Genomic DNA, 13,619 nt, shown 5'->3' with positions numbered 1-13,619 from the left:
TATGAAAACAAAATTGTATGTTATTATAGGTGTACTTTTAGCGTCTTTTCTTTTAATTTTCTTTGTTTCATGTGATGAATATAAAAATGCGGAATATACTGTAACATTTAACGCAAATGGCGCAAGCGGTACTCCTCCCGCATCTATAACCGTTAAAGAACGTGATTATGATTATGGTACGGGAGATTATTGGGATTATATTGATTTACCGGATAAGGGTAATTTAAGTTATGAAGGAAAATTATTTTATGGTTGGAATGTATCTCCTGATGGTACAGGGAGACGTTATTCTCCCGGTAGTACTTTTAGAGTTACTTCAAATGTTACGTTTTACGCGCACTGGATAAATGACATATTTCCCGCGCCAAAAAATCTGTCTCTTCTTTTTGACGGTTTATTTAATTTAACATGGGATGCTGTAGAAGGTTATGAAAATTTAGAAGATCCTTATTATACACCAGTATACTTATATGAAGATAGAATATTTGTAACCTATGTCATATTACGCAGGGCTACTAATGCAGGTTCTTGGACAACAAATAATTTTGTCCCATTTGGTTTCTCGTCAACATCAAGTTATAAAAATACAAGTTGGGATATTTCTGCAGGCGGTACATTTGAATTTATGGTAGCTCTTGGGGTTGTCACAACAAAAAATAACGGTTCGGCTTTTGATGTAGTATTAGGGCGACATTCTAACGTTTCCGCCAGCAATGTAGTATCTACAAGTATAATGGGCGCGGGAAATTTTATGCCGGCTCCGACAATGTTTAGCGTTGCTGTCAATTCAGCGACAAGCGTTATATTATCATGGCGTAGGGCTACAAATCTTAACTCTCATCCATGTTTGGGATTTTATGTCTTTTATAAAACAGATGGCGGAAATTGGGTACAGGAAAATGTATTTATTCCATATAATAATGATGCTGATTATTCTTTATCTTTTAGGCATATATATACCAAAACTGTCAGCCCTTTGACTACATATTACTTTTCTGTAGCGGCGGTATACAGCGACGGACGCGGAGAGTTGGCGACTCCTATTTCAGTAACAACACTGGCGCCGCCATTAACGGTAACCGGAGTAACCGCGACAGCGCATTCTTCTACATGTATTGACATTTCATGGAACAAAAATGTAGAGGCTACCGCTTATAAAGTATATTATGAAAAAGGATCATCATCAACAAAATATGCGGCGGAAACCGTTGTAGGTACAACATTTACACATACAGGATTAACGCCGGATACAGAATATAGGTATTCAATAAGGCCTATTAACATTGACGCTGAAAGTTATCAATTTTCAAATACGGCTGTATGTAGGACTTTAACTTCATCTTCATTAACTGATCCCATATTTTTTATTTTAACAAATAACAGCTATGTACCGCTAAAAACAATTAAAATTAATAACGGGGAAAACAAACTTGTATCAGATTTGTATAAAGACGCAAGTTGTCAGATACCGTTAAGCCCGGGTAACTATTCTGTAACTGTATACGATACAGAAAACAGGCAGAATAATTTTAATTTAGAGATAGTTAATACCGATGTCAGGCATATAATAACCGATAGTTATTGGCCGCCAGCAAGATTAACATTAAGAAACAATTATGCTATGGCTATACCATCCGCATATTTAAAAATGAAAAACGCGGATAGTTGGGGAAACAATTTATTAAACAACCCAATAACGACCAATAATTCGCAACTTTTAGGCACTTTTAATCAAGGATTATATGAGGCGTATGCGGAGTCCACGCAATATTACCGTGTAACATCGGGTACTGCCGTTAATGGCATAACAGTAACAGGCGGTGTAATTGACGGTTACAGGCCCATTTGGTTTTTCGTGCCTTCTTTTACTTTGGCATTAGACTTGACATTAACTATGCCAGCTAACGGTTGGTCAATATTTAAACCAGAGTGAATACAGAAAGGTTATACGTGGAAGTAAAAATATATATAAAATTATGTGCAATTCTTTTTGTATTATTTATTTCGTGTGAAATAAATAATAAACCAAAAATATACAATGTAACATTCAATGCTAATAGCGCAAGCGGTACGCCTCCCGCAACAATAATAGTGGAAGATGAAAATTATGAAAATCATTGGAATAGGATTAAATTGCCAGATAAAGGAAATTTAAATTATGAAGGCAAACAATTTTATGGTTGGAACACTTCTTCTAATGGAACAGGAAAATGCTACTCAGCAAATTCTTACTTACAGGTTTTTTCTAGTATTGTGTTATACGCGCAATGGGAACAATTTTTAGCTCCTAGTAATTTAAGAATTACAAGCCTTAATACATTAGAATGGGATGCGCCACAAGGATATTTAAGTAATTATGGAATTTATGCGGAATCATCTGAATACTATCGTGTCAGCTCTGTAACAAATGATAGTGGAATTACAATCAGCGGCGGTGTTCTTGATGGTTACAGGACTGTCTATTACAAAGTTCCAAACTTTACATTAAATACGGATACAACCATAACTGTTCCAGCGACCGGATGGGTAAAAATCAAACCGTAATAAAGCGAAGAATTAAGTAAAAATGTCGCATTGAATGCCTGACAATCTTTCCCTCGCAACACTGGAACTTGGAAATAAATTCCCTTCCGGCGACAGTCGCGCCATGATTTGCGCGATTTTACTTTCAAAAGCCGACATGAGAGCCGCAATGATGATCTCGCGCCAATACAGCCACGCAATGGGTCTTGTCGATGTGAACGGAACAGGCGCCCGTTTTGAATCCTATGGAACAAAGTGGCTTGTCGCGGAGACTACGGCTAACGTAGACATTGGATTGATAGCGGAAGAAGTTAGCGATCCTAATTATTGGTTAGGCGTTGTTTTTGAATAGGGGAAAGTATATTGATAATAATAAAAAAAAATGATAAAAAATAGAAGGAGGATTTTATATATGAACTTTATAAAAATTAAAATACTGAGTACTGACGGAAGAGGAGAAAATGAATTGTTGGTTAATACAGATAAAATAGGGGCAATCTGTGTAAAATATAATAAAATTTTTAGCAATGATGAAAAATTAAAAAAGTATGGAGAAATTTATGAAGTTGGTGGGCTTCCAAAATTCCAAGATGGAATTGTTTTAATGTCTTCCAATCTTTTATCTGATTTAAAAAAGAAATTGGGAGTAGATATACCTATTAATAAATTTTAACATGAATTAGGAATTAGGAGCATTCATAATTATTTTGCCAATGCTTCCTTCTGTTTTTCCGTATACGCAGTTTGCGCGGTAGACAGATTTGCAAGCCGCTGTTTAAGCAGGGCTTTTTCGATGGGGTCTAGCCCTGGGGTTTTCAAAATATTTTGTATTCTGGTTTTATGTCCGCTACAGGCGATATGGAAGGAGTCCTTCGGAAAGCCTTTTACACGGTATTTTGAATCGTGGGGGATTGTTTTTTCTGTGCCTTGATAAAGGGCCTTATCCTCTACAACTTGAAGTGCTAAAAATGCGTCATCGAAAAATTGTATGGCTCTTTTAAGGCTATTAATTGAATCTTTATCGGATTTTTCGCAAAGTTGGAATTCCTGATATATAAAGGTGTATTCAGCAAGGATCAAGGCTTGGGGGTCGGCAGAGATTTGTGCCTCTTGAAAGACAGCCATAGCCCTCTCTATACCATCTTCATAGGATATACGCCCTTCCTGCTCTTTCCCCCTGATGGCAAAGCCTTTGCGACCTGAATCAATTAAAATTGCCGCTTTATAAATACTATCGGCTAAGATAATCAAGTCCAAATTCAGCCTCTACTTCCGACAAATTCCAACCGCCGTTTATAAGAAAATCCAAACCTATTTTCTCTTTGGCTATTTTTGCCAGATAAGGGGGCAAAGGGACTGATTTTATTAGACGGTTGGAACCTTCAAGATCACCTGATTTTTTCAGAGCTACAGATTTATTTAATATATCAAGTTTTTCACTTAAAGTCATGGTTTGCGTTTGCGGCATTTATTACTCCTTGATTTATAGTATAGCAATACAAATAACAATTAGCAAATGGAAAAATCAAACCTTTACTTCCTCTTTTGCGCTTAGCGAGAATTCCCGCGATTTATTTATCACCGAGTACCAGCAAATCATACACCTGCTGTTCAGTCTGCGCCTGTAAAATAGAATCCCTCAGCTTTTTATTTTTTAATCTGGTACTGAACCATGACAAGGTTTGCAGATAATAGGCGTGCTGGTTATGAGCGGCGGCAATCATGAAAACCAGTCTTACAGGCTCGTCGTCTAACGGTTGAAAATCGACAATATTCGCCCTGCTTACGCCGACAGAAACGACAAGGTCAGTTATCGAGGACAGGCGCACATGGGGAATGGCAATCCCGCAGCCGATGGCGGTACTCATCAACTCTTCGCGTTTTAAAATCTCCGTAGACAATTCCTGCCTGTTTTTCACCTGAGGAGCGGCTGCGAGATTTTCCGCAAGAGCTAGAAGCGCGTCTCTCTTGCTTGAGTAATTCATAAAAATTACGCGATGCGGCGACAAAATCGACTCGGCGTTTACAGGAGTAATCTGCGGATTTAACGAAGTGGAAACAAGCCTCTCATTGACCCATTTGTCAATCTCAGACTTTTTAAAACGCCACGCGGCTCTTATCTTTCCCGCCGGAATCTCCCCCTTTTGAGCGCAATCATAAATTGTCCGCTCAGAAACGCGCAGGTACTTCGCGACTTCTTCAAGAGTGAGTATATCGTCATCTGCCATAATGTAAATTATAGCATAATACGGTAATAAATGTCAATATATTCATGTAAAAAGCAAGGATTTCAATTAACAGTGAGCAATTAGCAGTGAGCAATGTTGTTGTTAGCTATCTGCTCGTGAACTGCCACGCTAAGATTACTTACATTTCTCACTACTCACTACTCACTGTTCACTGCTCACTACTCATTGCTCACTGCTCTTTAGCTCGTGTAATGAATCAAAGGGGTAGAGCTCACCTATGGTGGTGTTTACTTGATTTGCGCCGCTGCCGGCAAAGAGGACGGGGGCGTCGGCTGCCATAAACTCGCTTAACACCTGGCGGCAGGCGCCACAAGGACCTGTAGGCTCAACGGAGTCGGGGGTTGAGATGGCAAGGGCGGTAAAGCGCAGGTGACCTTTGGCGACGGCGGCACAAACGGCGTTTCTTTCGGCGCAGATTGTCAGGCCAAAGGAACGGTTCTCCACGTTCACGCCTGTAATAACAGTCCCGTCTTCGCATAGCAGAGCCGCGCCTACCCTGAATTTTGAATAGGGGGCGTAAGCCTTGTCGGCAATCTGCCGCGCCTGCGTAAATAATTTATCCATTTGATTTTTATCGATCATGCTTGTCTCCTTGTATTTTCTATTATATAATGAAAATCACTAAATTAAAAACACTAAAAACTTCAGTTTTTTGTGTTTTTAATATTAGGTTAGGGGTAATGTCTTGGCGCAGAAAAAGAATAGAGTTAAAGTATTCATAATAATTTTGATTTTTATTATCTATTTTCTCGCGGCCGCAAGGCCAATTCCACGCGAAACAGTGCTTGCACAAAGTTGGATAAAATCATTGGCGACAAGCCCGCAAACATCTTATACGCAGGATGAAAATATTCCTACGGACGGCGAGAATGAAACTGACTATCCCGTTTTATCCGGCGAGCTTCTTCCTTTCACATTAGGTTCCCGGTTTGGTTATGTCGATTCACAGGGGCAATTTGCCGTCAACAGATCGATGATTAACGATATTTGCCTTAGTCCAAGTATGTGGACTGAGTACGGCGCGGAACCTTCTAATATTGTGATTAACAATATTTTAACTGACGAAAAAATTAACATTGAAAATACAAGAGGGTATCCTGTTTTGCTAGATGACAGGATTTTTATTCTTGGCAGCGATCAGAATTCGTTATCTCAAATCAGCGAAAACGGAAATGTCCTGTGGACTTATGAATTTGGCGCGCCCCTTACCTGTATGGACGCAGCTTCGGGGCTTGTATTGACAGGTTCCCTTGACGGAGCCGTCGAAGTTTTTAATTCTGACGGTGAGCGCGTTTATTACTTCGAGCCGGGCGGTTCGCGCTATTCGGTAATTTTAGGCTGCGCGATTTCCAAAGACGGTTCGTATATCGGGATTGTATACGGTATTGATCAACAGCGTTTTTTGCTGTTTGAGCGGTTTGGAAGCGCGGGCGGCGAATACAAAGTCGTATACCATGAATTTTTAGGAACGGGATTCAGGCGGCCTGTATATGTTTTATTTATTAATGATGACCGCCGCATTGTTTTTGAAAGAGCGGGAGGAATCGGCTGTTACACGATCAAATCAAGACGCGGAATATTTATTCCGTTGGACGGAAGAATTGCCGCCGTTGACGGTTCGGGAGACAATGGAATCTTCTTTTTAATTACTTCACATCCTGGTCAGGAAAAGAAACTTATCGGAATCCAATTTCCGCAAGAAGGTTTGTTGGGTTTTTTGGGAAACACGGAATTGGAATCGGTTTTTTTAAAAGCTTCGTTTAAAAGCGATGATGTTTTTCTGGGCAGAAGAGGCTCAACGGTCGTTGCGGGCGGCGGATCGGCGTTAATCTCCTTTTCTCTGGAGGAAAAATAAAATGAGAAAGTTTGCATTTCGCATAACGGCAGTAATAATTTATATTTGCGTTATTTTTTCCGTACACGCGCTAAACTGGCCCTCCGAGAACGCCGCTCTTGACCGTAATTTCGGCTCCAATGACAGAGGACTGCCCGTTTTAGGGATGATCTTCAGCGGAGGCACGGATGTGCTTGCCGCAGAAAGCGGCGAAGTTATTTTTTCGCGCGGAAAAAAAGACAACGCGTCGCGTCTTCCCTCTCCGTTAGGCGCGTGGACGGCTGTTGATCACGGTGACGGATTAATCAGCATTTACAGCCGTTACGCGGAACCTGTCATTCCAATTACTGAAACGCAAATTGAAAAACAGCAAATAATCGCCTCTTCCGGCGTTTCCGGCTGGTCAACGCAGAGCGGCTTTTATTTCATTCTTTTTGACAGGCGCGAGCGCCGCTGGATAAACCCCGCGATGATTATTACCCCTTTGCAAGAAACCCGCCCTCCGCAAATACTTTCCGTAGATTTACGAAACAGTCAGGGACAGATGATGCAATCTCGCAGTTTAACGCAAGGACGCTACACGGTAATTGTGAACGCGCCCGGAGGAGTCCCATTGACGCAGAACGCCGCTTCCCGTCAATACGCGCCGCAAAAAATTATCTGCCTGATAAACGGCACGGAAGTCAGCTCCCTGAACTTTGAGGCAGTTTCTGCAAGAGACGGGGTGTTAATGGTTTACCGTAACGGCCTTGTCCCCGCAAAGCAGATATACTCAAGCCTCACATCTTTTGAAGCGGCGGAAATTTTTCTTACCCGCGGACAGGTAACCATGGAAATTATCGTGCAGGATATATCCGGCGCTTCACGTAACGCGATAAACCGCCTGATTATAAATTAAGCGTAATTAATGAAAACATGGTCAATGCCGGTCAGTGCCGGAAAAAGCGATACTCGCCCCTGCGCCCTTTGCGGCAGTCTCATTTTTAAACCAGCGCTTAAATGTGAGGGATTTTCATTTGTAAAGTGCAAAGACTGCGGTCTTGTGCAAAGAAACCCTCAGCCCGATAAAAATGAAATATTGGAGCGTTACAGCGACACTTACGGAAATGATTATCTTTCCTACGAACTTGAAAACGAAGCCGCCTTCCTTAAACTTCAACAGTTAGCGTTAAAAGACGCTGGTTTTCTCAAACTGGAAAAAATACTTTTTGCCGCAAAAAAATTACGCGCCGAAAGCCCTTCAATCCTTGACATTGGCTGCGCCACAGGAGCGCTTCTCGCGTCTCTGCGCGGCAAAGGATGGCGCGTAACAGGCGTGGAAATCTCTCCTTCCGCTATTTACGCTAAAAATGAGCGGAAACTGGACGTGCGAAATATCCCTCTTGAAGAAAATAATTTTCCTGACAGCAGTTTCAACGTTATACTCGCTTCCCATCTGATTGAACATCTTAACGAGCCAAAAACTTTTCTGGAAGAAACATACCGTATTTTAAAAAATAACGGCAATATTTTTATTACAACTCCCGATATCAGCGGTTTTCAATCCCGTCTTTTCGGCAGCCGCTGGCGTTCCGCTATTTTTGACCACCTTTATTTATTTTCAAGATACACATTGTCAAAAATGCTAAAAATCGTCGGTTTTAAAGTTGTTAGCTGTCATTCATGGGGTGGTCTCGCGGCGGGAGTCGCGCCAAAGACTGTTAAGAGAATAGCGGATTTCTTGGCGAAGCGGATGAATTTTGGCGATGTTATGATTATTCGCGCATTGAAGTGAGAAGAGTTCACACAAAGAACACAAAGGAAGAGAAGGACACAAAGAGGAAGATCAGGGGTTTTTGTCCGAAAGCTATGCGTAAGCTTCACGATAAGATAACGGACATAAACCCCTATTCCCTCTTTGTGATCTTTGTTTCTCAGTGATCTTTGTGTGAACTCTTTCGAAGTAATTTTTAATCCAGTCCGGTAAAATTTTCTTCTATATAATAAGTTGACAAATTATTAAAATTAACTATAATTATTATTAAATTTGGAAATAATTCCAAAAAATCTATGGAGGTAAATTATGAGTGATTTAGAAACTGGCGGGGGTAATGAAAAATTTGATCAAAGGACCAATAATTTGTTTTTCAATTTTTCAAAGCCGTATTTGGATTTTATTAGCAAGGGAAAAATATTTTCTCTTGTTTATATTATTATGGCGGTGATAAACTTAATCCTTCCATTTGTTATTCTTTATATGGTTATTGATTCAGGTCTTTTTGAATTTGGGGCAAAATATGTATTTACATTTATTGTTGCATGGTTGGTGATTGTTTTTGCTTGCTGGATTGGATTTCAAATATGGTGGAATAGACGTACAAAAATTTCAATTATCAGCTCGTCTGAATTTGTCGCAACGCCGATTTTTTCTGAAATATTGCAAACATTTGGCGAATGGGTGGGAACATTTTTAGGTATTGTTGGAGCCGGAGTTGGATTAATAGCAAATATTGCCCTTGGCTCAGATGCGAAATATCTTTTTAGCGCAATTGGTATGAATTTTATGAAGATGGGAGCGCTGATAATTTTTATTGGACCAATTGTTGGCTTTTTTATTATAATAATATCTAGATATATTGCGGAACAATTAAGGATATTTGCGGCGCTTGCCAATAATACAAAAGAAATTGCGACAAATATAAAAAGCAAATAAAACAAGACATAGGGGAATTCGATAAATTATATTGATTCCCCCTGTTTGTTTTACAATTAATACAATTCTAATAATCCGGCCCCGTAAAATCTTCTTCAGGCTCCCACTCTCTGCTTTTCCACTTTTGCTGTTCGTCTTGTTTTAAATACTCAAAAAGAATTTCCCTGCTTTCTTCGCGATTTTTCGCGTTACTACCCGTGTTTGTTTCCATTGATATTGACATCAGGCTTAATTCCAAATTGCGTTTTGCGTCCAGTCTTTTTGGGTCTGTTCTTAACGCCTCTTTAAAAGATTCGGCGGCGGAATGATAATCTCCCTCTTCAAAAAATATTACGCCGGAATTGTAGTGGTTTCTGTAACGAAGCTCCCTATGTTCGTTACTCGAATATTTTTCCAGTAATTTATGAGAATCGTCATATCGTTTTAACGCCGCTTTTCCTTCGTCAAGCTGATAAAACGTAAGACCTAGACCGTATTCGGCGTAAGGAGCGGAGTCTTCATGGTTTAACGCTTTTAAATACGGGACAAGCGCCTCGTCGTACCTGCCCATTGCGTTTAAATAATTTGCTTGCAGGAGAAGAAGTTTGCCCTCGGAACAGGATGTGAATAATAAAAGCGTTATTATCGAAGCGGCGGATAACCGGCGCAGAGGTTTTCTTTGCGATTGACGCGTAACAAATTTAGACGCGCCGTAGGAAATAATAGCGAGTATGATAAATAGCGGCCTTCTTTGCTTTGGCTCCTGTTTCCTGTTTCCGCTCCCCATTTCCTGAGCAAGAGAGAGAAGTTGCGAAGAAAGAGCCGCGCCTGAGTCTTCACGGCCTCCGTCAATGTAAATGCCGCCCGTTCTTTCGGCAGCCGCTCTCATTACAAAAGCGTCCCTGCGGCTGATCACGGACGAGGAATCAGGGTTATTAACCTGCGCCGTTATCTGCCGGCCTTCGTCGCTGCCAACCGCCACAGTGTTTAGTATAATGCCGTCGCGGACGCAGCGGTTAACCGCATTTCTTAGAATGCCGGCATGAGCCTCGCCGTCCGAGACAAGAACAATTACTTTCCTTGCGGGGGAAGAGTCTTGAAAAGCTTCAACCGCCGCGTCAACTAACGACTCAAGATTTGTGCTTCTGCCAGTCATGGAAGTAACATCCAGCGATTCAAGGAAAATTAACGCGGCTTCGCTGTCATAAGTCAATGGGACTGCCAAATATCCCCTTCCACGGCCTATAGCGGCGGCAAAACGCGCCCCAGAGACGGATATTACGCTCTCCCTCGCGATTGAAATGCCGCGCTCAAGACGGGACTGAAAACCAGTTCGCGCCCTTGTTTGAGAAACTGTTTGCACATCACGGATGTCCATGCTGCGCGAAATGTCAATCGCAAAAACAACGTCAAGGCCTTTGCGGTATTCCATTGGCGCGTAACCTATTCCCCATTTTGGACCGATGAGCGCGATAAATGTGAATATTAAAAATAAAATAAATAAAATCTCCGAGACCAACAATTTATGTTTAAGACGGTTATCAAAAATCATATAACAGCCCTCAATAGAAAACGCCTTGTAATTTTTACAAGCGCCAATAAAATAACGGCTGCTAATAAAAATTGAAAGGATACGGAAGTCATGCGGTTTATGACGCGCGATCTTTGCACTGTGATTTCAGCGTCGTCTAACTGCGAAAAAGCGGAGGCGAAGGCATCCGCGTTTACGGCGGTTAAAAATGTGCCGCCTCCCGCGGCGGATAGGCGCCTTAGGCTTTCCGTGTCATAACGCGAGTCAAAAATACCCGTCCGCCGTATTTTAGTGTACGGATCAACGTAATCTATCGGCACTTCCCCCATTGAGCCTACGGCTATAACCCAAAATGAAATGCCAAGTTCGCGTAACAAATCCGCCGCTGTTTCAGGATGAATTGAACCGGCGTTGCTTTCTCCGTCTGTAATTAAAACCGCTATTTTCCGCTTTGCGGTTGATTTGTCAAGGTGATACGCGGCAACAGCGATTCCCATGCCGACAGCGGTTCCGTCTCCCAACTCTCCTATGCGAAGCTGTTCAAGACGCAATTCAAGCGCGTACCGGTCAGAAGTCGGCGGCAGAAGCAAGGCGGCATCCTCGCCGAAGGCGACAAGGCCGATGCTGTCTGTGGGACGTTTTTGCGCGAACTGGGCAAGCAATGTCTTGCCAATTTCAAAGCGGCTTTTTCCGTCCATGTCAATCGCGGCCATGCTAGGACTTACATCTAAAATAAAAATTATATCCGCTCCCCTGTTCAGCCAGACAATTTCCGCGGTCTTCATTGAAGGGCCGGCCGCGCTGAAAAAAAGTAAAAATATTCCTGTTAATTCAAGAAACTTTAATAATCTGACAATTCCGTTTATCTGCGAAGTTTTAAAGGGAACTCCTCCGGGAGCGCCAAGAGGGATAGCAGCCACGAAAGGGTCTTTCATGCGCGAAAAAACAATTACGGCTGTTGGAATTATAAAGAAAGCGCAGATAAGTATAAATATGTTATCAAAGCCGAAATTCACGCCGCCTCCCCTATTTTGTCTTTTTCTTTATTTTCAAGCGCATATGTATAATTATGTAGTTCTGACAATAAATTGATTACAGCCTGCGCGTCAATTTCAGAACCGGAAAAGCGCAATTTGTCGCAACTTCGGAAAAAATTTCCAAGGAAGGACGCGCTGTCTTCCTGCGAAAAATATTCCGTAAATTCGCTGGCAGTCATGGCGCGGCAGTTGTGTCCGATATATATAGAAAGAAAATCTTTAAATTCAGATGAAAGTTTATCAAGGATTTTTCTTTTTTCCGCGCCTTTTAAAACCAGCCTGTAAAGATTTTTCTCGGTATTTTTTATCGACTTAAAAAGCCTGCGCCGTTTTAATTTTTCACGTAATTTATTAATCGCGGCGCGTCCTTTAAAGATGAACCAAAGCGCAAACAAAATAAAAATGACAACGATTGCCATCGAGCCGTAAAGCATTGCCGCCGTCCCCGGCATCGCTAGAGCGGAAGCCGCGGAGGAAAGCACGGGAGCCGAGCGACTGTCTATTAGCGAATTTACCGTAACTGTAAAGCCGGAAAAATTATCGCCTCCTATTTTTATATCGGGAAGTTCTAGGACTCCGGCGGCGAAGGGGGTAAATTCAATTATCAATCTGCTTCCCGTAACGCGCCTCTCCAAAATTATTCTGTGAAAATCAATATACGGATCTGACGGGAGCAAGTCCGTATCATAAGGTGTAATGACAAAATCCTCATCTTGCGAAGAAGCAGGAAGCGGCAAGACAAAGGACGCCGAGTCTCCCACATAAATAATACGCGGGACAAGGTACGCGCTTCTGCTTTGCGCGTGTAAAGTTAAGGCTATTATAAAAATGAATAAAATAAAAAATAAATATTTTCTCATTTCTTTTTCCGGTTTCTGTATTTGCCCATGGTGCGGCTTCCGAAAAATTTTATCAGCGCGGAAGGCGCGTCCGCTTCTGTGGATAATTTTAAAAATGCCGCTCCGTTCTTTTTACACTCCGCTTCCCAATGAGCCGATTTTTCTTCAAGCCAATTAGCCCAGCTTACCTTGAATGAATCAAGCCCCGTGGGAGCTTCTATCCGCACTCCAGTCTCTGGGTCTTCAAGAGTTATAAGGCCGTGAAAGGGAAGCTCGTCAGGATCGGAAATTTTTATCGCTATTACATCGTGCTTTCTGCAGAGGCTGCCCATTTCACGCTCCCAGTTAATGCTGAAAAAATCCGAAATAAGCACGACAAGCGAGCGTTTTTTTAAGAGCCTTTGCGCCCCTGTCAGCGCGGAGGCTATATCGCTTCCATACTGCGATCTGCGCGACATAATATTGTTCTGATACTGAAGCGCGGACATTACAATAGACATGATAGCCTTACGTCCTTTGCGCGGCGGAAAAACTTTTTCTATATCTCTGTCAAATAAAAACGCTCCCACGCGCTGGTCCGTATGCTCTGCGGAAAAAGCTATTAACGCCGTGCAGATTAGCGCCTGTTCGTAGGGGCTTAACCCCTGTTGCGCGATATGCGTCCGGTGCATGGAAGGAGAAATATCAAGTAAAATTAAAATAGTTAATTCTCGCTCTTCGCGGAACATTTTTACAAACGGAATGCCAAAACGCGCGCTTGCGTTCCAGTCTATTGATCTAATATCATCGCCAAGCTCGTAATGCCGCGCTTCGTCAAATTCCATTCCCTGTCCTTTAAAGATAGAACTGAAATTTCCCGCAAGCATTTCATCGGCAAGCCCTCTTGAAAAAATGGGAAGGTTAATAATAGTCCGCAGTAAATCGCTTGTTTCCAT

16 protein-coding genes are annotated in these 13,619 nt (G+C 41.9%); 8 read left to right on the top strand and 8 right to left on the bottom strand.

Translation table 11 applies throughout. The annotated features are described in order from the left end of the window. Nucleotide 1: 1 nt before the first annotated feature. From ACYVRA_RS13580 to ACYVRA_RS13565, 4 genes are read left to right on the top strand one after another with little or no spacing between them, the layout of a single operon-like run. Nucleotides 2-1,933: a fibronectin type III domain-containing protein gene (locus ACYVRA_RS13580; RefSeq protein ID WP_461253257.1), complete on the top strand. Its 1,932-nt coding sequence runs from the start codon at nucleotides 2-4 to the stop codon at nucleotides 1,931-1,933. Continuing rightward, nucleotides 1,930-2,544, top strand: a complete 615-nt coding sequence (locus tag ACYVRA_RS13575) for an InlB B-repeat-containing protein (protein ID WP_461253256.1) — start codon at nucleotides 1,930-1,932, stop codon at nucleotides 2,542-2,544. The genes ACYVRA_RS13580 and ACYVRA_RS13575 overlap by 4 nt, the downstream gene beginning before the upstream one ends. Nucleotides 2,545-2,578: 34 nt before the next feature. Beyond that, entirely contained in the window at nucleotides 2,579-2,875 is a 297-nt protein-coding gene (locus tag ACYVRA_RS13570; RefSeq protein ID WP_461253255.1) for a hypothetical protein, read from the top strand. Nucleotides 2,876-2,935: 60 nt separating this feature from the next. After that, nucleotides 2,936-3,196, top strand: coding sequence for a hypothetical protein (locus tag ACYVRA_RS13565; protein WP_461253254.1), 261 nt, complete (start codon nucleotides 2,936-2,938; stop codon nucleotides 3,194-3,196). A 29-nt stretch (nucleotides 3,197-3,225) separates the two neighbouring features. On the opposite strand, the gene ACYVRA_RS13560 is transcribed toward ACYVRA_RS13565, so the two are convergent. The 4 genes from ACYVRA_RS13560 to ACYVRA_RS13545 form a co-directional block, all read right to left on the bottom strand. Next, nucleotides 3,226-3,780 carry a hypothetical protein gene (locus ACYVRA_RS13560; protein ID WP_461253253.1) on the bottom strand — a complete coding sequence of 185 codons (555 nt, stop codon included), beginning with the start codon at nucleotides 3,778-3,780 and terminating at the stop codon, nucleotides 3,226-3,228. Beyond that, a complete protein-coding gene (locus ACYVRA_RS13555) occupies nucleotides 3,755-3,991 on the bottom strand; it encodes a hypothetical protein (RefSeq protein WP_461253252.1) in 237 nt (78 codons plus the stop codon). Before ACYVRA_RS13555 ends, ACYVRA_RS13560 begins: the two co-directional genes overlap by 26 nt. A 103-nt stretch (nucleotides 3,992-4,094) precedes the next feature. Further along, complete coding sequence (locus tag ACYVRA_RS13550; protein ID WP_461253251.1) at nucleotides 4,095-4,751, bottom strand: PTS sugar transporter subunit IIA; 657 nt, start codon at nucleotides 4,749-4,751, stop codon at nucleotides 4,095-4,097. Nucleotides 4,752-4,934: 183 nt separating this feature from the next. Continuing rightward, nucleotides 4,935-5,354, bottom strand: a complete 420-nt coding sequence (locus ACYVRA_RS13545) for a cytidine deaminase (RefSeq protein WP_461253250.1) — start codon at nucleotides 5,352-5,354, stop codon at nucleotides 4,935-4,937. 103 nt (nucleotides 5,355-5,457) lie between these two features. Here ACYVRA_RS13545 and ACYVRA_RS13540 point away from each other — a divergent pair, with 103 nt between their 5' ends. From ACYVRA_RS13540 to ACYVRA_RS13525, 4 genes are all read left to right on the top strand, one after another. Next, nucleotides 5,458-6,627, top strand: a complete 1,170-nt coding sequence (locus ACYVRA_RS13540) for a WD40 repeat domain-containing protein (protein ID WP_461253249.1) — start codon at nucleotides 5,458-5,460, stop codon at nucleotides 6,625-6,627. Between the two features lies 1 nt (nucleotide 6,628). Beyond that, entirely contained in the window at nucleotides 6,629-7,504 is an 876-nt protein-coding gene (locus ACYVRA_RS13535) for a M23 family metallopeptidase (protein ID WP_461253248.1), read from the top strand. Nucleotides 7,505-7,513: 9 nt separating this feature from the next. Then, nucleotides 7,514-8,380, top strand: coding sequence for a class I SAM-dependent methyltransferase (locus ACYVRA_RS13530; protein WP_461253247.1), 867 nt, complete (start codon nucleotides 7,514-7,516; stop codon nucleotides 8,378-8,380). A gap of 288 nt (nucleotides 8,381-8,668) precedes the next feature. After that, entirely contained in the window at nucleotides 8,669-9,298 is a 630-nt protein-coding gene (locus ACYVRA_RS13525) for a hypothetical protein (protein WP_461253246.1), read from the top strand. 67 nt (nucleotides 9,299-9,365) lie between these two features. On the opposite strand, the gene ACYVRA_RS13520 is transcribed toward ACYVRA_RS13525, so the two are convergent. Genes ACYVRA_RS13520 through ACYVRA_RS13505 form a run of 4 tightly spaced genes read right to left on the bottom strand, consistent with a single transcriptional unit; the run spans nucleotide 9,366 to nucleotide 13,619 of the window. After that, nucleotides 9,366-10,829 carry a VWA domain-containing protein gene (locus tag ACYVRA_RS13520; RefSeq protein ID WP_461253245.1) on the bottom strand — a complete coding sequence of 488 codons (1,464 nt, stop codon included), beginning with the start codon at nucleotides 10,827-10,829 and terminating at the stop codon, nucleotides 9,366-9,368. Beyond that, nucleotides 10,826-11,824 (bottom strand): VWA domain-containing protein, encoded by a 999-nt coding sequence (locus tag ACYVRA_RS13515; protein ID WP_461253244.1) that lies wholly within the window; start codon nucleotides 11,822-11,824, stop codon nucleotides 10,826-10,828. Before ACYVRA_RS13515 ends, ACYVRA_RS13520 begins: the two co-directional genes overlap by 4 nt. Then, the gene (locus tag ACYVRA_RS13510; protein ID WP_461253243.1) at nucleotides 11,821-12,705 is read right to left on the bottom strand and encodes a hypothetical protein; all 885 of its coding nucleotides are present in this window, start codon (nucleotides 12,703-12,705) and stop codon (nucleotides 11,821-11,823) included. The genes ACYVRA_RS13515 and ACYVRA_RS13510 overlap by 4 nt, the downstream gene beginning before the upstream one ends. Further along, a complete protein-coding gene (locus tag ACYVRA_RS13505) occupies nucleotides 12,702-13,619 on the bottom strand; it encodes a DUF58 domain-containing protein (protein WP_461253242.1) in 918 nt (305 codons plus the stop codon). Before ACYVRA_RS13505 ends, ACYVRA_RS13510 begins: the two co-directional genes overlap by 4 nt.

The organism is Treponema sp. R8-4-B8, from assembly GCF_054786175.1.
Note: the sequence above shows the minus strand (reverse complement) of the source record. Positions and strands in the feature narration are given on the sequence as shown.

Excerpts from the sequence above, each read along its gene's own strand:
- ACYVRA_RS13565 (WP_461253254.1), top strand. The coding sequence starts at position 2,936 with ATGAACTTTATAAAAATTAAAATACTGAGTACTGACGGAAGAGGAGAA.
- ACYVRA_RS13555 (WP_461253252.1), bottom strand. The coding sequence starts at position 3,991 with ATGCCGCAAACGCAAACCATGACTTTAAGTGAAAAACTTGATATATTA.
- ACYVRA_RS13510 (WP_461253243.1), bottom strand. The coding sequence starts at position 12,705 with ATGAGAAAATATTTATTTTTTATTTTATTCATTTTTATAATAGCCTTA.
- ACYVRA_RS13545 (WP_461253250.1), bottom strand. The coding sequence starts at position 5,354 with ATGATCGATAAAAATCAAATGGATAAATTATTTACGCAGGCGCGGCAG.
- ACYVRA_RS13505 (WP_461253242.1), bottom strand. The coding sequence starts at position 13,619 with ATGGAAACAAGCGATTTACTGCGGACTATTATTAACCTTCCCATTTTT.
- ACYVRA_RS13570 (WP_461253255.1), top strand. The coding sequence starts at position 2,579 with ATGCCTGACAATCTTTCCCTCGCAACACTGGAACTTGGAAATAAATTC.
- ACYVRA_RS13530 (WP_461253247.1), top strand. The coding sequence starts at position 7,514 with ATGAAAACATGGTCAATGCCGGTCAGTGCCGGAAAAAGCGATACTCGC.
- ACYVRA_RS13535 (WP_461253248.1), top strand. The coding sequence starts at position 6,629 with ATGAGAAAGTTTGCATTTCGCATAACGGCAGTAATAATTTATATTTGC.
- ACYVRA_RS13580 (WP_461253257.1), top strand. The coding sequence starts at position 2 with ATGAAAACAAAATTGTATGTTATTATAGGTGTACTTTTAGCGTCTTTT.
- ACYVRA_RS13550 (WP_461253251.1), bottom strand. The coding sequence starts at position 4,751 with ATGGCAGATGACGATATACTCACTCTTGAAGAAGTCGCGAAGTACCTG.
- ACYVRA_RS13525 (WP_461253246.1), top strand. The coding sequence starts at position 8,669 with ATGAGTGATTTAGAAACTGGCGGGGGTAATGAAAAATTTGATCAAAGG.
- ACYVRA_RS13520 (WP_461253245.1), bottom strand. The coding sequence starts at position 10,829 with ATGATTTTTGATAACCGTCTTAAACATAAATTGTTGGTCTCGGAGATT.